Origin of the sequence: Corynebacterium evansiae (assembly GCF_027570065.1) — a bacterium.
In the GTDB taxonomy this organism is placed as follows: Bacteria; Actinomycetota; Actinomycetes; order Mycobacteriales; family Mycobacteriaceae; genus Corynebacterium; species Corynebacterium evansiae.
On record NZ_JAKMUT010000001.1, the window covers coordinates 1 to 21,055 of the forward strand.

Below are 21,055 nucleotides of genomic sequence, written 5' to 3' on the forward strand. Positions count from 1 at the left end.
CCCCTCATTCGGGAGGCGCCTAGAAATTGGCTATTTGGCTGCCTGGCTAGGAGGGGAATGTCCCAAATCTTCCACTCTGTTTCTATAACTATCTATCTCCGCAGGTCAGAGCCTTGCAATTTTTTGCTGCAGATCTGCTTTTCTTTGAAAGTGGAAGATTTGGGACATTGGGTCTTTTTCAAGCGCTCCAGTGGCGGCGGGGAAGGCTCGGTGGGGCGGAAATCGGCCTGGCGAGCGAAGGGAAATGGTGTGGCGGGCAGGGGCAGTGGCCAGCCGAGGCGAGAAAACAGCTCGGCGGGGCGGGGAACTTAGAAGAAGCTTACAGGGGGCTTGCAAATGGGCAGCAGGAAATCTTAAGAATCGGGGATTAAAAAGACAATCGTTCCGCATAGCGGACGCACTTTGAACTCGAGTACAGAGTTTGAGAACTCAACAGCAGACTCAATTGGGGAACTGGACCCAAGTTGTCGACTCGAGAATTGAAACTGAGAACTGAAAAGGAGACAGCCGGGTGGTTAAAACACCTACTTCTAGGAGCTCCGCGACAACCCGCGGAGACCAAGCCCTCACCAGCGCAAACAGCGCTGAAACGGCAGCCGACGGAACGGCAAATGCAAAGCGCCCGCGCATCCTCGGGCTCGACATCGCCCGCGGACTCGCAATACTCGGGATGATCTACCTGCACCTCGGCCACCCGCTATGGCAAACGAAGGTGATCCTGTCGGGGCTCCCGGCTGCACTGTTCGCGGTGATCGCGGGCGTGACCATGATGCTCATCTGGACCAACGCCAGCGCACGCGCCGACGCGCACAAGGCGCCTACCACGCAGACCATCGCGAAGCTCGCAGCCCGCGGGGCGCTCATCACCCTCATCGGCCTGGTGCTCCTGCCCGCTGGCGGGGAGATCCAGGTCGTGCTGGTCGTCCTCGGCGCAACAATGCTCGCCACCGCCTGGGTACCTCCACTGCCAACGGCCGCGAAAGTCGCGCTCCTGCTGATTGCTACAGCCGCCGCCACGTGGCGCTACGCCCCGCTGGAACTCCCGCTCCCGTACCCACACCTCGCGTGGGTCGCGTACATCCTGGCTGGGATGATCCTCTTCGACGTGTACGTGGGAAAGGACGGCACGGGGGCTGGTGGCGTCATAAAGATAACAACCGCAATCGCCTGCCTCGCCGCAGCAATAGGCTTCTACCTGCGCTTTCAGACCGACCTGCCCGGCTGGGCGCGCGCGACCGGGCACACGGGTGTGCTGGGCGAGATCGTGCTCTCCATCGCCGTCGCCGCCATCGTGCTGCACCTGAGCCTGATCGTCGGGCGGCGTGTAAAGGCCACGAATCCGCTGGTCGCGCTGGGTTCGATGGCGCTGACGGTATACATCCTGCACGTGCTTACGGCTCTGTGGTGGCAGACACACGTGGCGCTGCACTCGGACCTGTGGGCGGCGGCGTTTATCGCGGCGTTCCTGGCGTTCGCGTGGGCGTGGAAGAAGCTGGCCGCCGGGCCGGCGCGGAAGTTGTTTGCAGGGCAGGGGCCGGCGGAGCGATGCGTCGCGCAGGTGGTCCGCCTGATCACGGGAGAACGAGGAGCACGAGCATGAAGAAACTGACACTACGAACGGCAGCCATCGCGGCTGCAGCAGCCCTGGCCGGCACGTGCGCGACCCCCGCCAGCGCGCTGGAATACGGCGAGCACGCGCCGGACAACGCGGAATCGCGGACGGTCGCATCCCTGCGCATCGGGCGCGTTGGCAACTTCGGCGACTGCACGGGCACGCTCGTCGCCCCGCAGTGGGTGTTGACGGCGCGCCACTGCCTGGAATCCGTCTCCAACGAGGGCACGCAGGCGCGCATCGCGGGTGCTGTCTACGACGCGGATTCGTGGTCGCTGTCGCCTGTTATGGACGCCGGGCTCTTGCGCCTCACCAAGCCCGTCGAGGGAGTTACTCCGGCGGAGCTGGCCGATAGCATGCCGGGCGTGGGCGACGAGGGGAATCTCTACGGCTGGAGCAGCAGCTCGCTGATGGCGCGCAAGGGTGAACTGCCGGTGGCGCGGATGCGAGTGCGGGAAGTTCTCGCTGGGCCGGGCGCTGGCGGCGGGGCCGGGGTGCCGGGCGCGCCGAGTGGCGGCGAGGCTCCGGGCGTCGACGGGCCGCAGTCTCCTGGAAACTCCGAGGCGCCAGCCGACTCGCAGGTGCCGGGCGCGCCGCATGTTGAGGGCGGCGTGGATTCTATCCCCGCGCCCGGCGCCGGCGCGCCGAAGTCCTCCGCTTCTGCGGAAGCCGCAAGCCCCGAAGGTGTGGAGTCCGTCCCCGCCGAGATCGCCATGGGCGGTGGGGAGGTTTCCGCAGGTGAGGCGGGTGACGTCATGCCAAAAATCGTCGGCGGCATCCTCGAGGCAGAGTCCCTCTCGCGCGCTGCGATGCAGGGCGGCGACTCGGGAGCGCCGTTCTTCGTCGGCGGCAAACTCGCAGGTCTCGCGACTGCGGGTACGGCCAACGGAGACCCGGACCTGCCCTCGCCGACGGCGGCCATCACCACGCTTTCGGACGCCGCGTCCTGGATCGAGGACGTCACCAGCGGGCGCGACACGTCCAGCGTGCTGACAGCGGACACCACTCCTGCTCCGCCGAAAACGCCGCAGACCAGCGGAGATTACGTCGGGCGGTATCTTGCGGTGGCTGCGGCCGGGCTGGTGCTGGCGCTCGCGCTGGGCTGGTTCGGCGGACGGAAGATGTCGAAGTAGGGGCAGCTGCCGGGCAGGGGTGCCCGGCCTAGCTGGCGGGTAGGAGGCGTTCGCGCCGGGCCTGACCGGCGCCTGACGCCGTGCCGAGCCTGACCCTGCGGGCGCACGCTTCGCGCCGGGTTTTGCCCGTGTTTACGTCCCACGGCACCTCTGGTGCGGGCAGTTTCGGAGGGCAATGTCCCAAATTCCACGTCTTAAAATATAACTATTTTGTTTCCGCAGGTCAGAGGCTTGCAAAATTTTGCTTCAAACCCGCTACTTTCAATAACTCGAAGATTTGGGACATTGCTTCTCCGGAGTCGTGCCCGCAGCGCGTTTGTGGCATGTCTGATGGTGCGTCTGCGTCAGGTCTGCAGGCAGATGCGGTGGGGGTTGGTTTCAGGTCGAAGCGCTGTAAGCGCCATAGACGGCCGAAACCGGGGCAGGGGATACCTGGGTAGGGGTGTGAAGTTGCGCCTCTCATTCGGGAATTGCCCAAAATCGGGCCTTTTGGAGGCCTGGCGCGAAGGGGGATGTCCCAAATCTTCCACTCTATTTTTATAACTATCTGTTTGTGCAGGTCAGGGGCGTGTAAAATTTTGCTGCAAATCTGCTTTTTGTCGAAAGTGGAAGATTTGGGACATCTGGGCTTTCGCAAGTACTCCCGACGGGGCTGAAGGAGGCCCAAGCGGGCTCAAATGACAGGGTGTGGGCGGCTTTGGGGCGAAGCTGGGGAGGTCTATGGCGAGTTTTGCCACTGGAGAAGTAAGCGTGTCGTCGTTGGGGGGGCTAAGAGTTCTGCCGCAGGGGGTTAAGAGTATTGCCGGAGGGAGTTAAGAGTCTCGGTAATGGGAGTGTGCGGGGCACGAGCGTGGGGATTCCTGGCTAGACTGAACGCGATCGCTCTCGGAATCGTCAAGCGGTGGAGGTTGCGCCGCTGAGGTGGAAGAGCACAAGGAAATGGCTGGTCAAGGAGGGAAGATGGCGAGCAATGAGCGCCCCGATGGCGCTCCGCGTCGCTCTCAGGGCTGGCGTGGGATGTACACGGGGGAGCCGGAATCGCAGGCGGGCGCGCAGCAGGGAGCTACCGCCGGAGCGCAAGCTGCTGATGAGCAGTGGCAGGGGACTGCTGCCACGCAAGCCGACGGGGCGCAAGCTGCCGGGAAGTTCGACTTGCCCGCCGGTCAGTACGACGAGCCCGAAGGGCAGCCGCGGAGCGGCGGTGCCGGCGGCCGCGGCGCCCGCGGCGGCGTCGTCGCAGGCCTCGCAGTGGGAGCCGCCGTCCTCGCCATCACGGTCGGTTTGGTGATGGGGTTAAGTGGCGGGGAAGGGGGCGTCGAGAAGAAGGGCGAAGAGAGCGCACCCGCCGCCAACACCGCCGCCGCACCCTACAACGACGGCACCGACGGCGCAGACGCCACCCCGCCGACCGACGAGGAACAGCAGGCGAAGCTGGACAAGCTGGCGGCGGACATCGCCAAGAAGAACAACGTGCAGGTCGGAGTGGCGATCCTCGGGGAGAATGGCCCTCTGCACGCGGGCAAGCTCAACGAGGAGGGCGCCTGGTCGACGATCAAGGTGCCGATCGCAGGCGCGGTCGAGGAAAAGCTGCGCCACGTGGAAGCTCACGGCCAGCCCGCCCCTCGCGCTGCGATGGAAGCCGACATGGACGCGGCGATCCACTATTCGGATAATGACGCCGCGTTTCGGCTCTGGATGTATGTCGGCGACGGCTCGGACCGTACCGCCGCCTACAAAGTGCGCGATTACATGCACCGCGTAGGCGACCCGACGAACGCGGCGAAGCAGTTTGAAGATGGGGTCTACATCGGGTTCGGCGCGATTAAGTGGAAGCTGACGAACCAGGTGAAATTCATGAACGGGTTCCGGTGCATGAATGGCTCCGACAAGGTGCTGACGCGCATGGAGCACATCATCCCGGAGCACAGCTATGGGCTGGCGAAGATCAAGGGCGCGCAGTTTAAGGGCGGCTGGGGGCCGGAGCCGGACGGGCGGTTTATCTACCGACAGCTGGGGTTGGTGCCTGGCCCGAACGGGGAAATGACGCCCGTGGCAATTATGGCGATTCCCAACGATGGGCTGGAACCTACTGCGTGGGCGGGCGCGGATTCCCTGGCGAAGAAGCTGCCCGACGTGCTGGAAGGCGCCCCGCCGGCGAAGACAAAGGACGACTGCTAGCGGGGCGCGGCGGCGGCAGCGCGCGGCACCCCCGGCGCTAGAAAATGCCGATCTGCGCGCCCATGGACTCCGCCGAGCGAAGCTGATCCAGCCACCCCGGCGCCCCCGGCCGCACGCGGATAATCGGCCGGTTGGAAGCATCGCCCTTGTTGCGGCCTGCCCGCGCTTCGAAGCGCCCGCGTGCGGCGTGGCCATCCTCGGCAAGGGTTTTCAGGGACCGATCCGGGTGGGAGATATCCTCCCGCGCGCTCTGCAGCAGTTCAATGGTCTGGTTCAGGGCCTCCAGCACGGCAGGGCGGTTGTTCTCCACCATCGCGCGCACCAGGTCCGGGTCCGTGCCAGCCACGCGCGTGCCGTCGCGGAAACTTGACGCCGCCAGGCTCAGCGCCAATGGACCTCCACTATCGCCCGCGACTGCCAGTGCCTCGGCGAGGATGTGCGGTAGGTGGCTGACACGCCCCACGGCGCTGTCATGTCGGCGCGCGATGGCGGGGATTACCGACGCGCCGACCTCCTCGGCCAGCCCAACCACGCGCACCCACGTATCCAGCCAGCGCTTGCTGATCGCGTCGGCGTCGGCGTTGGCAGCTGCGCCCGCTGCTCCCGCTGCGCTAGAACCTGCGCCCGCGTCGCTGCCTGCCACGCCCGCGGCTCTCGAAATCGCGCCGCTGCCGCCTGCCGCGCCCGCGCCGCTGGTGCCTGCCGCGCTCGCGTCCCCATCCCCCGCTAGCTCCCGCGCGTTGTCATACGTCACGACCCACACGGCACCCCGGAACAGCCCGTGCATCGTCGCCTGCCAGCCCGAGTTCGCGGTGCCAGCCATCGGATGTCCACCCACGAAGCGATCGGACATGCCCTTCGCCTCCACGAGGTCGTGCACCTCCTGCTTCACGCTGGTCACGTCAGTAAAGCCGCAGGTCGGGGCGTGCTGAGATATGGCGTCAAGAAGAAAAGATAGCGCGGGCATCGGCACGCCAAGGATCAAGAGCGCATCGGCCTCCTCGGCGCGGCGGAGCGTTGCCTCGAGGTCGGCCGAGACGTCGTAGCCATCGCGGCGCGCGCGGGTGACGGTTTTCTCCGACCGATTCCAGCCGAACACGGGCCAGCCGGCGGCCTGCGCATCGCGCATCAGCGAGCCGCCGATCAGCCCCAGCCCCAGGATGCACAGCGGACGGCGGTCCTCGGGGAGGGTGCTTAGGCGGTAGTCGGAAGAAATTTCGTAGCTCACGCTACCCAGTGTTCCACAAAGCCGACTAGCGTTGGAAGGCATGAGCACCGACAGCTTCGATAACGGCAGCAGCGACGGCGCCGGCCGTGACAGCAGCGACGGCGGCGACCTGACCTTCGCCGTCTCCGCCATCCGCACCGACGGCCACTGGCACCTGCGCGAACTCCCCACCCGCGCAACAGAAAGCCTGCCCGACCTCATCGCGGAGTTGCGAGCCTCGCGCGCGGAGGGCCCGGTCGTGGGGCTGCTGTGCATCGAGGACGACTGGTCCGTTGTGCTCCGCCCGGTGCCGAGCGGCGTGCGGATCTTACTTAGTGACGCCACCGCCGCGTTGGACTACGACATTGCCAGCGAGGTGCTGGACACCCTGGACATTGACGAGCCTTCGGAAGAGGAGGCCGACGCTTCGGACGATCCCTGGCCCGAGGGCGACTTCGACCTGCTGGAGGATCTAGGTGCCAGCGAGCAGATAATGTCCATCATCTTCTACGACGATGACCTGTACGGGGCGGAGCAGGTTCTGCGCGTGGCGGACGAGCTGGGCTTCGCCGACGAGCTGGCGGACCTGGTGGGCGTGGAGCTGGAGTTCTAGCCGGTGGGGGTGGAAGGTGCGCCGGGGGCGTGCAGCGGGGCTGGCGCGCGGGGCGTGCCGGGGGCGCGGGGCGCCGCCGAGCCAGCTGAGATGTGCGATGGGGCTGAAGTGCGTGACGCAGCTGAGTTGCGCGGCGGGTTGCCGGGCGCGTGCAGCGGGGCTGGCGTACGCGGTGATGCTGAGGTTCAGGCGTGCGTGGGCGGCGGGTTGCCGCAGGCCGGCGGGGATGCGCGCGCGGAAGCGCTGATGCGCCGCGCCCTGGACATCGCTGCGGAGACTCCCGCCGGGGACGTTCCCGTCGGAGCTGTGATTCTCGGCCCGGACGGGCGCGAACTGGGGCGGGGCGTGAACCGGCGCGAAGCCGACAATGATCCCACCGCACACGCGGAGATCCTCGCCATCCGGGAAGCCGTGCAGGAGCTCGGGGACGCCTGGCGGCTGGAAAACTGCACACTGGTCGTCACCCTGGAACCCTGCGCCATGTGTGCGGGGGCGCTGGTCGGGGCGCGAATTGGCAGTATCATCTTCGGAGCCTACGAGCCCCGGACCGGGGCGTGTGGCAGCGTCTGGGACGTGCCGCGGGAGTCTCCGCTGCACTGGGCGGAGGTCCGCGGAGGCGTGCTGGCCGGGCAGTGCGAAGAACTGCTGCGGCAGTTCTTCGCCCGCCTGCGCTAGGCGCGCGCGAGCCCGCGCTTGCCCGCCCGCGCCGGATACACTTGCCCGCCCGCACGTTCACGCCATCGCCGGCCGGTGGTGCTCGATCGCTGAAATGCACCGCGACCGGTACATCCCCCGGGCATCCCCGCCCACTCAAGCCGCGAGGCCCAAAAGAAGAGTGAGGATGCGGGGGATGAGGGGGCGTCAATAAGTGTTATAGAAAATTAATGAGCGGTGCTGAACAGTGCTTTTGCGAGTGGAATGGGCGTCTGAGGGCTGGGGAGGCGGCTCGGCGGTGGCGAGGAATCCAGAACGAACCTACGTTGGAAATTGAGCGTCCTGGTCGTGCGAATGCTGCGGCTGGGGCGCACAAGTTAGAACAAAGTTAGCGACTAGAAGACACAAGGAGAGATCAATGGATCTGAACAAGGCAAAGGATCTGGCAGGCGAGCACCGCGACAAGATTCAGGACGGTGCCGACAAGGCCATCGACAGCAAGCTGGACGGCGACAAGGCCGACAAGGCCAAGGACGGCCTGAACAAGGGCATGGACAAGGTCCTCGGCGACAAGTAAGTCCTCTGAGACTTCTGGCGCGCTGATGCGCTGAATTGTAAGCCCGCTGCGAACTGGTTGAGGTTCGTGGCGGGCTTTCGCGTGTGTAGGGCGGGGTTTTGTTGCGAAAATGTGGGGGTGTTACGCTAGTACGAGTCTGCAATCGCTGACTATGGTGGCGTGTCCGAGCGGCCGAAGGTGCTCGCCTCGAAAGCGAGTGTTGTTAGTAGCAACCGAGGGTTCAAATCCCTCCGCCACCGCCAAAATTTTTTACAGCGTGCTGTTTTCCGGTTGAACACTGGGAGGCGGCGCGCGGTTTTTGCGTGCGCGGGGGCTTGGGTTCTGGTGCGCGGGGTGGGCGGCCGGGTGCGTGGGGCTGGGAGTGCTTCCGCGGAGAGTGCGGCCGGGGTGCCTGGGGCTGGGAGTTGCGTGCGCGAGGTGCGCGACCGGGTGCGTAGGGCCGGGAATGAGGGCCGTTGGGGCGGGGATGTCCCAAATTCCACGTATTAGAATATAACTATTCTGTTTACGCAGGTCAGAGGGGCGCAAATTTTGGCTTCAGATATGCTACTTTCAATAACTCGAAGATTTGGGACATTGAGTCTCGGAGGCAAGGGGTTCGCGGCGAAAAATGGGCAGGTTTTGGCGAAATTAGGGCGCTCTATTGGGGAGGTAAGAGAGGGCGAAGCGCTGTAAGCGCCGTAGACGGCCTGAAAGTGGCTGGGGGATACCTCAATAAGGGTGCAAAACTGCGTCCCGCATTTGGGAAATGCACCGAAAAGGGCACTTGGGAGGTGTGGTGAGCGGTTGTGGACATGGGAAAGTGTCCCAAATCTTCCACTCTGTTTTTATAACTTTCTGTTTCCGCAGGTCAGAAGGTTGCGAAAATTTGCCGCAAACCTGCTACCCGCCGAAAGTGGAAGATTTGGGACATTTGCCCTTGGGGCCTGCGGTAGGGGAGCTGGAAGCGCGCCTAGAAGGAGGGGGCGAAAGGTCCGCCCGGAAGCTTTAGCAACACACGTCACACCTGTCACAACTCACCTGGGATTTTGGCTACTGTAGGATATATTTCGAGAACTGTCTGCGGCGTGGGAAGCCGCAACCACGAACGCAAACGCAAGGTCCTACACACACTCAAAAGCCGGCGGAAGGTCAACCAGTGGCGAAAATCCTGTTTAACCTCGGACGATGGTCCTACCTGCACAAGAAGCGGGTGATCGCCGCCTGGCTGCTGCTGTTCGTCGGCATCGCGGCGGCCGCGCTGGGATTCCAAAAGGGCTTCAACGACGTCTTCGAAATTAAAGACGTGCCCTCCACGCACGCCACGGAAATGCTCCAAGAGAAATTCCCGGGCACCAAAAACCCCGCCGAATCCACCGACGTCAACATAGTCTTCGGAGCCCCCGAGGGGAAGAAACTCGAAGACCCAGAGTTGATGGCGGCAATGGATGAGACGGTGGCGTCATTAAGAAATAACGTGCCCGACTTCAAAGAGGGCATGCAGTTCGGCAACCCCGTAGAGCTCAACGACAAGCTGGGCAAGATGCTCGTCGACCAGATGACGAAGCAGGGCATGCCCGAAGCCACCGCGAAATCCGACGCGGAGAACCTGCGGATGTACTCCGCCGACGGGCGCTACGGCACCATGACCTTCAGCTACGACGTGCCGCTGCCCGCCGACGTGACCGACGAGGATCGGCAGGCGGTGTACGACGCGATCCAGATCTCGCGCGACGCGGGCATGGACGTGGAGGTCGGCGGCCCCGGCTTCGGCGACCCCATCGCCGTCGAGCCGATCTCGGAGATCGCGGGCGTGGTGGTCGCGCTGATCATCCTGTTCTTCACGTTCGGTTCGCTGCTGGCGGCGGGGCTGCCGCTGGCTACCGCGATCGTGGGCGTGGGTATTGGCGCTCTGGTGACGGTGGGTGCGACGGCGGTGCTGCCGCTGAACTCCATCACGCCGACGCTGGGCCTAATGATCGGCCTGGCGGTCGGCATCGACTACGCGCTGTTCATCATGTCGCGCTACCGCGATGAGCTGCGGCAGGGGCGGTCGCGCCCGGATGCGATTGGCCTGGCCGCGGGAACTGCGGGTTCGGCGGTGGTGTTCGCGGGCCTGACGGTGACGATCGCGCTGGTCGGCCTGCGCCTGGCAGACATTCCGTTCCTGTCGTACATGGGTTACTTCGCGGCGATCAGCGTGATGGTCGCGGTGGCTGTGGCGCTGACGTTCTTGCCCGCGCTGCTGGGGGCGTGTGGCTCGCGGGTCTTTCGTAAGGACGCCACGTTTGGGCAGCAGTACGCCTCCGCCCTCGTGGGGGAGGATGCGGCGCACGGGTATTTCACGGGCGGTCCGGCGGGGCGCGGGCGTGCGGTTCGCGTTGGCGGGGATGACGGGGAGCGCCAGCGCGCGGGCGACGGCCAGCACAAGCAAGGCCTGGCGAGCCGCTGGATCAAGCTGGTGTACAGCTTCCCTGGAATTTCCATTGCAGTGGTGATGCTGGTGCTGGCCGCGCTGACTCTCCCGGCGCTGAACCTGCAGCTTTCGCTGCCGAATGATAAGACGGCGAACGTGGACTCCACGCAGCGGAAGGCCGCCGAGATGCTCGAGGAAGGCTTCGGCCCAGGCCGCAACGCTCCGTTCCTGGTGGTCGTCAACGGCGAGAACGCAAACCCGGATTCGCCGGCGCTCGCCACCTACATTCAGGGCCAGGCGGACGCGCAGGGCGGCGGCGGAGATACGCAGGGCGCTGAGGGCCAGGCGGACGCGCAGGGTGAAACTGCCCAGGGCGGAAATGCGCAGGGCGCTGGCGACAAGACCAAGGCCGCGGCGCAGGCGTCATTTATCTATGCGATGGAGAACCTCGGCAGCAACATTCATGTCAAGCACGCGCAGCTCATCGGCCAGAGCGAGGATGGGCTCGCCGCGCAGCTGCTGATCACGCCTGAAGGCGGGCCGACCGAAGAGGGCACCGCCACGCTCATCCACGCGCTGCGCGGACAGCAGAACGTGATCGAGAAGGAAACCGGCGTGGACATGGGCATCACCGGCCTGATCCCCATCCAGCAGGACGTTACCGACCAACTGTCGGACGCCATGCCGATATACCTCCTGCTGGTCGTCGGGCTGGCGCTCGTGCTGCTGCTGATGATCTTCCGCAGCATCACCGTGCCGATCATGGCGGCACTCGGATTCCTGCTCTCCGTCGGCGGTGCCTTCGGACTGACCGTGCTGGTCTGGCAGGAAGGCTGGGCCGGGCTGTGGAACTCGCCGGGGCCGCTGATCAGCTTCATGCCGATCTTCCTCATCGGCGTGACCTTCGGACTGGCGATGGATTACCAAATGTTCATCGTGTCGCGCATGCGAGAACGCTTCAAGCACGAATCCTTCGAGGCCGCGAAGACCTCCAAGTACACGCCCGTTGAAGACTCCGTGATCTTCGGCTTCGGCATGGGTGCGAAGGTCGTGACCGTGGCGGCGCTGATCATGATCGGCGTGTTCGCCAGCTTCATCTTCCAGCCTCTGCCGTTCGTGCAGATCTTCGGCTTCGCGCTAGGCGCCGCCGTGCTGTTCGACGCCTTCCTCGTGCGCATGACCTTCATCCCCGCCATGATGGTGCTACTTGGAAAGGCCACCTGGTACATGCCCAAGTGGCTGGACCGCATACTGCCGACCTTCGACGTGGAAGGCTCGCAGCTGGAGCGCGACTTCCGCTCCGGCGAAATTCAGCGCTTCGACGACGAAGGGCGTGCGCTGGAGCCGGCGGAGGCGCCGAGGCCGGCGCGCTAGAGGCGGCAGCCGCCGCCCGCCAGCCCACGGAACCCCCGCAAACGCTAGCCCAGCCGCTCCCGCCAGGCTGGGCCGTAGTAGCGCCCCATGAACTCCTCCCGGAACTCATAGAAACGCCCCTGCTCCATGGACTCGCGAATCCGGTCCACCAACCCCACCATGAAATGCAGATTATGCAGGGTGCACAACGTCCCGGCCAGATACTCCTTCGCCTTTAGCAGGTGGTGAATATAAGCGCGCGAATAATTCTCCGAGACATAACCGCCTACTGCGGCGTCAATAGGAGAGAAATCCCTCTTAAACCGCGCACCCATAAGATTCAGCCGACCGTCCAGCGTGTACACGCCACCGCGGCGGCCCAGGCGAGTCGGCGCGACGCAATCGAACGTATCCGCGCCGGCCTCAATCGCCGTGAACAGGTCATCCGGCTCCGAAATGCCGAGCAAGTGGCGGGGCTTATCCTCCGGCAGCTCCTCGGCGACCCAGCGGACGATCGTGCCGAGGTTCTCCTTCTCCAGCGCGCCGCCGATGCCGAAGCCGCCGAAACCGCGGTTGCCCTGCGCCTCCGCCTCCTCGGACAGCTGCACCAGCCCGCGGGCGGCCTGCCTGCGCAGATCCTCGTACTGCGCGCCCTGCACCACGCCCCACAGCGACTGCGGCGGGCGGTGCGTGCGCAAGTCCGTGAGCCGCTGGTGCTCCGCCAGGCAACGGCGCGCCCAGCGATGCGTGCGTGCGACGGATTGCTCCTGGTAGGGGCGGGTATTCACCAGCGTGGTGAGCTCGTCGAACGCGAACATAATGTCCGCGCCCAGTTGGTGCTGGATCTGCATCGACACCTCCGGCGTGAAGCGGTGCTTGCTGCCGTCGATGACGCTGCGGAAATCCACGCCGTCCTCGTCCACCACGGCCATGCGCTTCTTCTGCTGCTGGATGATGTCCGCCTCGCTGCGGCCTTTCGTGTCCATGGCCAGGACTTTCTTGTAGCCCACGCCGAGGCTCATGACTTGGAAGCCGCCGGAGTCCGTGTACGTCGGCCCGTGCCAGTTCTCGAAGGTCGCGAGCCCGCCGGCCTCGTCCACGATGTCCGGGCCCGGCTGCAGGTACAGGTGGTACGCGTTGGAGAGCATCGCCTGCGCGCCCGTCGACCGCACCTGCTCGGGCGTGAGGGTCTTGACCGTTGCTTTTGTCGCCACCGGGATGAACGCTGGGGTGTGGATGTTCCCATGCGGAGTCTTTATGACGCCCGTACGCCCCAGCCCGCCTGCGCCTCCGTTAAGGCGCGCGCTTGCGCCCGCGTCCGCGCTTGCGCCCGCGCTTCCAGCTGCGCCTGCGTTTCCGGCCGCGCCCGCGTCTGCACTGTCGCTATCGCGCAGCCGGGTGCGCACCTCGAAGGATAGGTCTGCGGCGCCCGCGCCCGCGTCCGCGCTGGTGTTTTCCTGATTGTCGGCCATAGCGCCCTATTTTATCCTCCGCTTCCACCGGCGCCCCTTTCCGCGCCGCCGATTCCCCATCCCACACCGCCGATTTCCCCTCCAACACCACCGATTCCCGCACTCCCGGATGCCGCGCCGTCACATGGGCCCCACTGGCCCCACCCTCCGTTCGGGCCCGCCAGCTAAGCGCTTCCCCCTCCTCGGTTGATGCCTAGCTGACGTCACATCAGCCCCACTGGCCCCACGGCTGCCTTGCGCCAGGGTGGGCTAAAACGCGAATGTCCCAAATCTTCGAGTTAACGAAAGTAGCACATCTGAAGTGCAAATCTGCAACGCTCTGACCTGCGCAAACAGAATAGTTATGTTTTAAGACGTGGAATTTGGGACATTTGGCCCCCGAAGTGTCGGAAATCTTGCAAAACGGCAATCGCTCGTCAGGCTGATCGGCGCACCCTGAACCCTCTCGGCGCGAAGAAAACCGCTTAAACGGGCTTAGAATCGCCCTGCCGGGTTTGGCATCTTCCAAGCCGACTCGATGTATTCCTTACCGGCGAACTTACTCCCGCGCCGACGCTATTCTTCCCTCATAGAAAGCCATTACCGCCAGCCGGGAGCTGCTATTCCCACGCCGGAACACCTCCCCGGTAGTTGGTGGCGGGGAACTCGAGCCCTTGTCGTGTCATTTGCTGATGGATTCTGCAGATGTCCGCCACGGCGCTTCCGTCACGGAAGTTATTGCGATCCACACGGTAGATGCGCAAGCCTAGGTTCTGCAGCTTCCGCTCGCGTTCGCGCTCGCTAAGGATCTGCCGAGCGGCGAAAACGTCTTCGTTGATCACGCTGCTCGTGCCCAGTGTAAAGCTGGCGCCCGCGTCAGTCAGGCTGGGCTGGTACTTGCCTTGACCGTCGTACTCGATCACCAGCCCGCAGGGATAGAAAAAGTCCACGCGACCTGCGAAGTAACCCTCGTAGTGCAGCTCCACCTGCTGAAGAGGTGCAGGCAGCCCAGTTTCCCACAGTTTCACTTTCAACTCGGATTCCCGCGGGCTCTCGGAGGCGCCGTTGATCAATCGCAGAGCCTCCCTCGCCTTCGCGATGCCTCGGAGCCTCCGCAGTTTGGCCGCATCAGCGCGCAGAGTTGTAATGAATTCCGAAATCTCCATGTCGTCGATACCGGCTCGTGCTGCGAACTCCGCAGCCACGACAGCATCAGCAACACTGTGCCACCGGGCAAGGTCGATGATTGTGTCCGTTACGCAGGTGAGTCGTACTTCGCGCACCCCATTCCCGGTTGCTATTCGTAGGATTTCTAGGCGGCGCGCGGCAGTCGCATGCAACGGTCTCGACGTTCGGAGGGGGAGCGGCACGTTAGTACCACCCGGCGGGTAGTACCCGATCTCCGCGTTCGGCTCGGCCCGCCCCGCGATCGGCAGCCCGTGCAGCAGCGCCGCAGAACGCCCGCACAGCACGCCGTTTGTGCAGCTCAGGCCGTGTGCGATCGCATGGAGACGCACCTTTTCGTCACGCGGCAGCGCATCCCAGTGCACCCGCTCGGCGTAGATCCCCGGCGCAACCTTATAGTGACGCCGCCCGCGCGCCAGCCCTCGCCGCGTACCGCTCGGAAGCTCTTTCGCCTCGATGAGCAGCGTTGTTGTTGTCTTTTCTTTCTGACGCCCCCACGCCAACGGATCCACATTTCCCCCACACATTGAGCTTTCCCCTTGGCTTCAAAGTATCGCAGAAAAGTATTGCAGAAAAGTAGTGCAGATCCACGGGTAGCCTTGCCAGGGATACCGGAAGTAGGAGGCGACGGCATGGTGCGAGCAGCGGAGCAGGCGGGGGAGACGGCGCAAGCGCAGAAAGCGGAGAGCCGAGGGGCGGGGCGGTACGCGCCCAGCCCCTCGGGGGATCTTCACCTGGGGAATTTCCGGACCGCCGTGCTGGCATGGCTGTTCGCTAAGCACGAAGGGCGCGAGTTCCGGATGCGGATCGACGACATTGATGCTCAACGCTCGTCAGAAGAAAGTGCAGAACAGCAACTACTGGATCTTGCGACTATGGGGATTGGGTACGAGGGGAGGCTGTGGCGTCAACAAGAGTGCTGGTCAGAGTATGAAAAAGCGCTACAGGACCTGCGAGAAAAGGGGCTTGTGTACGAGTGCTACTGCTCGCGGAAGGACATCGCCGAGGCGGTCCGCGCGCCGCACGCCGCGCCGGGAGCGTACCCGGGAACGTGCCGCGACCTGGGAGAATCGGAGCGGGCGGCCAAGCGCGCGGAGTTGGCGGCGCGGGGGCGAGTGCCGGCGTTGCGGCTGCGCGCGGGCGTGGACGAGTGGGAAGTGCGCGAGCGGTTCGCCGTGTCAGGCGGGGTGTACCGCGGGGCGGTGGATGACATGGTGCTGCGGCGCGGCGGAAACGCGCCGAAGGCGTCGGGAGCACCGGGCGGCGGAGGTGCGGAGGTGCCGAGCAGCGGAGATGCGGGGGTGCCGGGCGGCAGAGCTGCGGGTGCGGACGGAGGTGCGGGGGCCGGCGCGCCGGGCGGGCCGGTGAACAGGGATTATGCCTACAACCTGGCCGTGGTCGTCGACGACGCGCTGGCCGGGGTGGGGCAGGTTGTGCGCGGGGACGACCTGCTGAGTTCCGCTCCGAGGCAGGCGTATCTGGCTCACCTGCTGGGGTTGCCGCCGGTGGAGTACGTGCACGTTCCGCTGGTGCTGGGCCCCGACGGGAAGCGACTGGCGAAGCGGGACGGGGCCGTCACGCTGCGGGACTTCCCCGGCGGGGCGGAGGGGATGTTGCGGTGGATCGCGGAATCGCTCGGCGAGGCGGTCGACGTCTCGGCCGCAGAGGTGATGGCAGCGGAGGTGTTGACCGCGGAGACCGGCGTAGCCGATGCGAATGCGGTGGGTGCGAGCTCGGTAGAGATGGCAGGCACTGAGGCAGAATCGGCCGGAGCAGCCGGAGGCATCACGCCCGCCGCACTGCTGCCAACCTTCCGGCCCGAACTACTTCCTCGCGGGCCCGTCACCTGGCGCCCGGAGGACACTCCAGCAGACTAGCTCCTCTAGCGCACCGCGCGCGGGCGGAACTTCGGCGGGATCTTCTTCTGTGCTGCCTTCCGCGCGATCTCGGCGTTCTTGCTCACCAGCAGGCGCGCCTGGCGCAGGCGCTCGCGGGCGAAAGTCCGCCGCTCGCCGGACTCCCACGTCTCGTCAACCAGCTTCTTTGCCAGCGCCATCGAATCCGGCGAGCGTTCAATGATCTGCCGTGCCAGCTCCTCCGCGGCCGCCAACGGATCCTCCACGGCTCTGGCCAGGCCTAGCTCCGCGGCACGCTCCCCGGAGAAGATTTCCCCGGTCATGGCCAGCCGCTTCACCTCGTCAATCGGCAGCAACTGCTTTAGGGACATGATCCCCGACATGTCCGGCACCAGACCCCATTTCGCTTCCAACACTGACCAGTGGGCGTCATTGCTCGTAAACCTAAAGTCCGCCCCACAAGCGATCTGCACGCCACCGCCAAAGCAATAGCCTTCCACCGCGGCAATCACCGGGAAGGGGAGGCGACGCCACGTCCACGGCGCCTCTTGGAATGTGTTCGTGCCTCGCAGGGGACGTGGGATGAAATGCGAAAGCATGCGCGGTGGGCTTTTCAGGGTATCTGCGAAGTCGAGGCCGGCGGAGAAGTTGCCCTCCGTGCCGGAGAGGATGACCACGCGGACGGAGCGGTCGCGGCGGAGCGCGTGCGCCGTGGAGATCAGCTGTTGGAGCAGGTCGATCGTCAGCGAATTCAGCTTGCGGGGACGGTTCAGGCGGACGTGGACGAGGCCGGGGATGGACTCGGAGTATTCCGTGGTGACGAGCTGGTCGGTGCCGGGGGCACTCGAGGTGCTGGGCGCGGTGGGGGCGCTGGTATCAGTCATGCTCTTCAACCTAAAACACGTCGGACGATGAGGGGTGAGATTTGGGAAACCCAGCAGCGCCCGCGGGTTCGCCGGGGATAGGCAGGGAAAGCCGGGGATAGGCAGGGGAAAGCAGTGGAAACGCAAAACCGGCGCTGGGATCGTTTCCAGATCACCGAGCGCCGGTTTCTCATTATGTGAGATTTGGCGGAGGATGTGGGATTTGAACCCACGAGGGATGTGACTCCCGCACGCGTTCCAGGCGTGTGACATAGGCCGCTAGTCGAATCCTCCATGTCGAACGGCAAAACACACGGAAAAGCCGTGGCTTCGACGTACTCATGAAAGGGTACACAACGCTGCCTTTAGATTCCAAATCCGGTGCTGGGGGTTGGAAAGAGGGCGTCGATAGATAAGAAGGAACGAGCCTTTGGAACAACGAGCGCGCGTGGGCTAGTATGGGCAACGGATTCCGCGCGGCGTGTATCTTGTGAACTCCCCCAGGGCAGGAATGCAGCAAGGGTCAACGAGCTCTGACGGGTGCGCGGGGTCCCCTTTTTTATGCCCAAACGCGCGGGGCCGGGCGCCGGGCTACAGCCAGTTCTTGCGCTTAAACCACCACCACATCAGCAGGATCACCGCCAGGTTCAACAGTAGGCAGTAGTAATAGCCATACTCCCAGTGCAACTCCGGCATGTTGTCGAAGTTCATGCCGTACACGCCCGCGATCATCGTCGGCGGCGCGGCCATTCCGATGATGGACGAGATCGTGCGCATGTCCTGGTTCTGACGCAGCGAAATGATCGCCGAGCTGGCCTGAATAAGGGAGCTCAGGCGCTCGTCGAAAGAGTCGATCTTGTCCTTGGCCAGCATGGCGTGGTCCAAAACATCGCGGAAGAAAGCCCTGACGTGCTTGGTCGTCAGATCCTTGTGGTTATCGATCAGCGCGCGCAGCGCCGGGATCAGCGGGCCGATAGCGTGGCGCATCTCCAGGATCTCGCGCTTCAGGGTGTAGATATTCTCAATGTTCGTCTCGGCGCGGAGGGTGAAGACCTCCTCCTCCAGGCTGTCCACGCGGTCTTCCAGCGCCTCGGAGATGCGGGTGTACTCGTCGACCAGGTAGTCCGTGATGGCCCACGCGATGGACATCGGACCTGCACTGCGCAGCTCGGGCGCCTGGTGCAGGCGGGCTTCCGGGTCGGGCAGCTCCGTATCGTGGGCAATCACGATGATGAACTTCTGGCTGATGACCATCTGCACCTCGCCGGTTTGGATGAGGTCACGCCGGTCGATGAGGTCCTTATTGCCCGCGTACTGCACGGAGCGGACGACCTTGAACAGCTGGTTCTCGTAGCGCTCCAGCTTGGCGCGCTGGTGGGCGGTCACGGCATCCTCGACGATGAGCTCGTCGACGTCGTAGCACTGCGCCACCTTCAGCATCTGCTCTTCCGAGGGTTCCTCTAGGGTGACCAGCACAAAGCTGCCCCTGCTGGGCGTGGCTAGCTCCTCGATCTCTTTCAGCGCGGTGGCATAGTTCGCCTGGCCGGGGGTCTGCTTGCCCTCGACGTAAAGGCGGCACTCGCGGATGGCGCGTTCGACGGGGACCCGGACTCGGTTGGGTTCGGTTTTTGCCATAGTGGATCCTTTCCAACTATTTCAACTACATCCGGCGAGAACTGACGCACGGTAACTTTTTACAAGCTCTATGCACCTTAGCCCGTCGATATCCTATCGCCTGCAAGGTAGTCCCGCAGGCGCTGAATTTCGCCGGGGCTGTGGCGCCGGGCGGTGCCACGGTGCCGGGGTGCCGGGTGCAGCCGGGCGGCGCCGGGGCACGCTTTCCGGGGGCGGTGTCCGGCGCGTCCGTTAGACTGGCAAAGGTAAGCCACACCGAGGGTAAACCCCAGCACGCCACAAGCGGGAGAGAATTTACATGAAGATCGAAAACGTAAACGCAGAGCTCCTCCTCAGCATGAAGGAGGACGTCCGCCAGGCCTACGAAGAGCTGCACTCCAAGGGGCTCAACCTGGACCTCACGCGCGGCAAGCCCTCGGCAGAGCAGCTGGATTTCTCCGTGGATCTGCTGAGCCTTCCAGGCGAGAACTTCACCTCGCCCTCTGGAGTGGATGTACGCAACTACGGCGGTGGGGTCGGCCTGACGGAGATCCGTCAGCTGTGGGCGGACGTCCTGGGCCTGCCGGTGGATAACGTCATCGCCGGCGATGCCTCCAGCCTGAACATCATGTTCGACCTGATCAGCTGGGCCTACACTTTCGGCACCAACGATTCCGAGCGCCCCTGGTCGGCGGAGGAAAAGCTGAAGTGGATCTGCCCCGTGCCGGGCTACGACCGCCACCACTCCATCACCGAGCTATTCGGCTTCGAGATGCTGACCGTCGATATGACCGACGAAGGCCCGGACATGGACCAGGTGCGCGAGCTGGCGAAGGACCCGGCCGTGAAGGGCATGTGGGCCGTGCCGATGTTCGCCAACCCGACGGGCGTTACCTACTCGCAGCAGACCGCCGAGGCCCTGGCTGCCATGGAAACCGGCGCGCCGGACTTCCGCATTGTGTGGGATAACGCCTACGCCGTCCACACCCTGACCGACGAGTTCCCGGAGATCATCAACATCCTGGACGTTGCCGAGAAGGCGGGCAACCCGAACCGCTTCTGGGCGATGTCCTCTACCTCCAAGATCACTTTCGCGGGCGCTGGCCTGGCCTTCTTCGCCTCCTCCACGGAGAACCTGGAGTGGTACAAGAAGATCGCCAACGTGCGCGGCATTGGTCCGAATAAGGTCAACCAGCTGGCTCACCTGCAGTACCTGAAGGATGCCGAGGGTGTGCGCGACCTCATGCGCAAGCACGCGGGCTCCCTGGGTCCGAAGTTCACCCGCGTGGTGGAGATCCTGCAGCGCCGTCTGGGCGACCTCAACGTCGCCGAGTGGACCGTCCCGGAGGGCGGCTACTTCATCTCCGTGAACCTGCTGGACGGCACCGCTGGCCGCGTGGTGGAGCTGGCGAAGAAGGCCGGCGTGGCCCTGACCGCCGCGGGCTCGACCTACCCGCTGAAGCAGGATCCGAACGACCGCAACCTGCGCCTGGCGCCTTCCATGCCGACGATCGAGCAGCTGGAGGTCGCCATGGACGGCTTCGCCACCTGCGTGCTCTACGCCGCGATCGAGATGGTCGAGCACGACGCGGGCCAGCGCTAACCCACACCGCCAGACAGCAAGCAGGAGGCCACCATCAACACCGACGAAACACTGGTCTGGGTCCAGGGGCTCCTCCCCGGCGAGCCGACCGTCGCACACCGCAAGGTCGCCGATTCCTTCCCTGAGTTCGCTGTCGCCGAGGTGTTTCTTGGTGACGCCCCTTCGTCCCAGAACGGCACATCCCAGGAGGGCGACGAAGAGCCCGTGCTGGCCGAGACGGTTGCAATGACCATCGACGCGGGGCGCATGGAAACCGGCCTGGAGACGGAAGACGGCTCCGACCTGCGCGTGGAGCTGTTGACAGTAGTCAGTGGGCACGACGATACCGCCGCCGACCTGCTGGCCCACGCTGCGACGATGATCTCCCAGGACCCCGGTCACTGGCCCCCGCAGCCCGGCACGATGCTGCCGAACGTGGTGCAGCAGATGGATGCAGATTCGGAGCGGAAGATCACCGCCCGCAACGGCCTGCTGGTGGTTCCCTACGTGTGGGACGAAGGTGTACCGCACGTCCACGAGGTCACCTCCGGCGGTGCGGGCCGCCACTCGAAGGAAGGCGAGACCGACGTGGAATTCACCCACCCAGGCCGGCTGACCATCGTCGCGCAGCTGGTGATGCTGACGGACGAGGAGCTTGAGCTCGCGCAGACGGAAGGTGTGGCCGCGGTGCAGGAGCGGTTGGTGCGTGAGGGCGTCAATATCAACGACATATGGCGCTAGGCGACCGCAACGGGTCGTCTTAGGCGGAATGTAGGCTAGGT

15 protein-coding genes, 2 tRNA genes and 1 other RNA gene are annotated in these 21,055 nt (G+C 64.6%); 12 read left to right on the top strand and 6 right to left on the bottom strand.

Features of this window, described 5'->3' with window-relative positions:
- Window positions 1–511: 511 nt before the first annotated feature.
- From L8V00_RS00005 to L8V00_RS00015, 3 genes are all read left to right on the top strand, one after another.
- Window positions 512–1,600 carry an acyltransferase family protein gene (locus tag L8V00_RS00005; protein ID WP_269943864.1) on the top strand — a complete coding sequence of 363 codons (1,089 nt, stop codon included), beginning with the start codon at window positions 512–514 and terminating at the stop codon, window positions 1,598–1,600.
- Window positions 1,597–2,745, top strand: coding sequence for a trypsin-like serine protease (locus L8V00_RS00010; RefSeq protein ID WP_269943865.1), 1,149 nt, complete (start codon window positions 1,597–1,599; stop codon window positions 2,743–2,745). Before L8V00_RS00005 ends, L8V00_RS00010 begins: the two co-directional genes overlap by 4 nt.
- A gap of 960 nt (window positions 2,746–3,705) precedes the next feature.
- Window positions 3,706–4,923, top strand: a complete 1,218-nt coding sequence (locus tag L8V00_RS00015) for a hypothetical protein (protein WP_269943866.1) — start codon at window positions 3,706–3,708, stop codon at window positions 4,921–4,923.
- A gap of 37 nt (window positions 4,924–4,960) precedes the next feature.
- On the opposite strand, the gene L8V00_RS00020 is transcribed toward L8V00_RS00015, so the two are convergent.
- On the bottom strand, window positions 4,961–6,151 hold the full coding sequence (locus L8V00_RS00020) for a prephenate dehydrogenase (protein WP_269943867.1): 1,191 nt from the start codon (window positions 6,149–6,151) through the stop codon (window positions 4,961–4,963).
- Window positions 6,152–6,191: 40 nt separating this feature from the next.
- On the opposite strand from L8V00_RS00020, the gene L8V00_RS00025 reads away from it, so the two are divergent.
- The 5 genes from L8V00_RS00025 (at window position 6,192) to L8V00_RS00045 (ending at window position 11,743) form a co-directional block, all read left to right on the top strand.
- Window positions 6,192–6,743, top strand: coding sequence for a tRNA adenosine deaminase-associated protein (locus L8V00_RS00025; protein WP_269943868.1), 552 nt, complete (start codon window positions 6,192–6,194; stop codon window positions 6,741–6,743).
- Between the two features lie 246 nt (window positions 6,744–6,989).
- Window positions 6,990–7,418 (top strand): nucleoside deaminase, encoded by a 429-nt coding sequence (locus L8V00_RS00030; RefSeq protein ID WP_269944063.1) that lies wholly within the window; start codon window positions 6,990–6,992, stop codon window positions 7,416–7,418.
- Between the two features lie 397 nt (window positions 7,419–7,815).
- The gene (locus L8V00_RS00035) at window positions 7,816–7,974 is read left to right on the top strand and encodes a hypothetical protein (protein WP_193393353.1); all 159 of its coding nucleotides are present in this window, start codon (window positions 7,816–7,818) and stop codon (window positions 7,972–7,974) included.
- Between the two features lie 153 nt (window positions 7,975–8,127).
- Window positions 8,128–8,216 (top strand) — tRNA-Ser (locus L8V00_RS00040).
- Between the two features lie 896 nt (window positions 8,217–9,112).
- Window positions 9,113–11,743 (top strand): MMPL family transporter, encoded by a 2,631-nt coding sequence (locus tag L8V00_RS00045; protein ID WP_269943869.1) that lies wholly within the window; start codon window positions 9,113–9,115, stop codon window positions 11,741–11,743.
- Between the two features lie 44 nt (window positions 11,744–11,787).
- Here L8V00_RS00045 and tgt read toward each other — a convergent pair whose 3' ends face one another.
- Window positions 11,788–13,194: a tRNA guanosine(34) transglycosylase Tgt gene (gene tgt, locus L8V00_RS00050; RefSeq protein ID WP_269943870.1), complete on the bottom strand. Its 1,407-nt coding sequence runs from the start codon at window positions 13,192–13,194 to the stop codon at window positions 11,788–11,790.
- Between the two features lie 599 nt (window positions 13,195–13,793).
- Window positions 13,794–14,885: a hypothetical protein gene (locus L8V00_RS00055; protein ID WP_269943871.1), complete on the bottom strand. Its 1,092-nt coding sequence runs from the start codon at window positions 14,883–14,885 to the stop codon at window positions 13,794–13,796.
- A 105-nt stretch (window positions 14,886–14,990) separates the two neighbouring features.
- On the opposite strand from L8V00_RS00055, the gene L8V00_RS00060 reads away from it, so the two are divergent.
- Window positions 14,991–16,235, top strand: coding sequence for a glutamate--tRNA ligase family protein (locus L8V00_RS00060; protein WP_269943872.1), 1,245 nt, complete (start codon window positions 14,991–14,993; stop codon window positions 16,233–16,235).
- Between the two features lie 5 nt (window positions 16,236–16,240).
- Here the strand turns inward: L8V00_RS00060 and L8V00_RS00065 are convergent, their stop codons facing one another.
- Together L8V00_RS00065 and L8V00_RS00070 are read right to left on the bottom strand one after the other, a co-directional pair.
- On the bottom strand, window positions 16,241–17,098 hold the full coding sequence (locus L8V00_RS00065; protein WP_269943873.1) for a crotonase/enoyl-CoA hydratase family protein: 858 nt from the start codon (window positions 17,096–17,098) through the stop codon (window positions 16,241–16,243).
- 184 nt (window positions 17,099–17,282) lie between these two features.
- Window positions 17,283–17,371: transfer RNA gene (locus L8V00_RS00070), tRNA-Ser, on the bottom strand.
- A 170-nt stretch (window positions 17,372–17,541) separates the two neighbouring features.
- On the opposite strand from L8V00_RS00070, the gene ffs reads away from it, so the two are divergent.
- Window positions 17,542–17,636, top strand: an RNA gene (gene ffs / locus L8V00_RS00075) — signal recognition particle sRNA small type.
- Window positions 17,637–17,668: 32 nt separating this feature from the next.
- On the opposite strand, the gene L8V00_RS00080 is transcribed toward ffs, so the two are convergent.
- Entirely contained in the window at window positions 17,669–18,712 is a 1,044-nt protein-coding gene (locus L8V00_RS00080) for a magnesium and cobalt transport protein CorA (RefSeq protein WP_269943874.1), read from the bottom strand.
- Between the two features lie 298 nt (window positions 18,713–19,010).
- Here L8V00_RS00080 and L8V00_RS00085 point away from each other — a divergent pair, with 298 nt between their 5' ends.
- Together L8V00_RS00085 and L8V00_RS00090 are read left to right on the top strand one after the other, a co-directional pair.
- Entirely contained in the window at window positions 19,011–20,294 is a 1,284-nt protein-coding gene (locus tag L8V00_RS00085; RefSeq protein WP_269943875.1) for an aspartate aminotransferase type Ic, read from the top strand.
- A 141-nt stretch (window positions 20,295–20,435) separates the two neighbouring features.
- A complete protein-coding gene (locus tag L8V00_RS00090) occupies window positions 20,436–21,014 on the top strand; it encodes a suppressor of fused domain protein (protein WP_269943876.1) in 579 nt (192 codons plus the stop codon).
- Window positions 21,015–21,055 lie beyond the last annotated feature (41 nt).

Coding starts and splice junctions, on each gene's coding strand:
- L8V00_RS00010 (WP_269943865.1), top strand. CDS start 1,597: ATGAAGAAACTGACACTACGAACGGCAGCCATCGCGGCTGCAGCAGCC.
- L8V00_RS00015 (WP_269943866.1), top strand. CDS start 3,706: ATGGCGAGCAATGAGCGCCCCGATGGCGCTCCGCGTCGCTCTCAGGGC.
- L8V00_RS00025 (WP_269943868.1), top strand. CDS start 6,192: ATGAGCACCGACAGCTTCGATAACGGCAGCAGCGACGGCGCCGGCCGT.
- L8V00_RS00030 (WP_269944063.1), top strand. CDS start 6,990: ATGCGCCGCGCCCTGGACATCGCTGCGGAGACTCCCGCCGGGGACGTT.
- L8V00_RS00035 (WP_193393353.1), top strand. CDS start 7,816: ATGGATCTGAACAAGGCAAAGGATCTGGCAGGCGAGCACCGCGACAAG.
- tgt (WP_269943870.1), bottom strand. CDS start 13,194: ATGGCCGACAATCAGGAAAACACCAGCGCGGACGCGGGCGCGGGCGCC.
- L8V00_RS00055 (WP_269943871.1), bottom strand. CDS start 14,885: ATGTGTGGGGGAAATGTGGATCCGTTGGCGTGGGGGCGTCAGAAAGAA.
- L8V00_RS00060 (WP_269943872.1), top strand. CDS start 14,991: ATGGTGCGAGCAGCGGAGCAGGCGGGGGAGACGGCGCAAGCGCAGAAA.
- L8V00_RS00065 (WP_269943873.1), bottom strand. CDS start 17,098: ATGACTGATACCAGCGCCCCCACCGCGCCCAGCACCTCGAGTGCCCCC.
- L8V00_RS00080 (WP_269943874.1), bottom strand. CDS start 18,712: ATGGCAAAAACCGAACCCAACCGAGTCCGGGTCCCCGTCGAACGCGCC.
- L8V00_RS00085 (WP_269943875.1), top strand. CDS start 19,011: ATGAAGATCGAAAACGTAAACGCAGAGCTCCTCCTCAGCATGAAGGAG.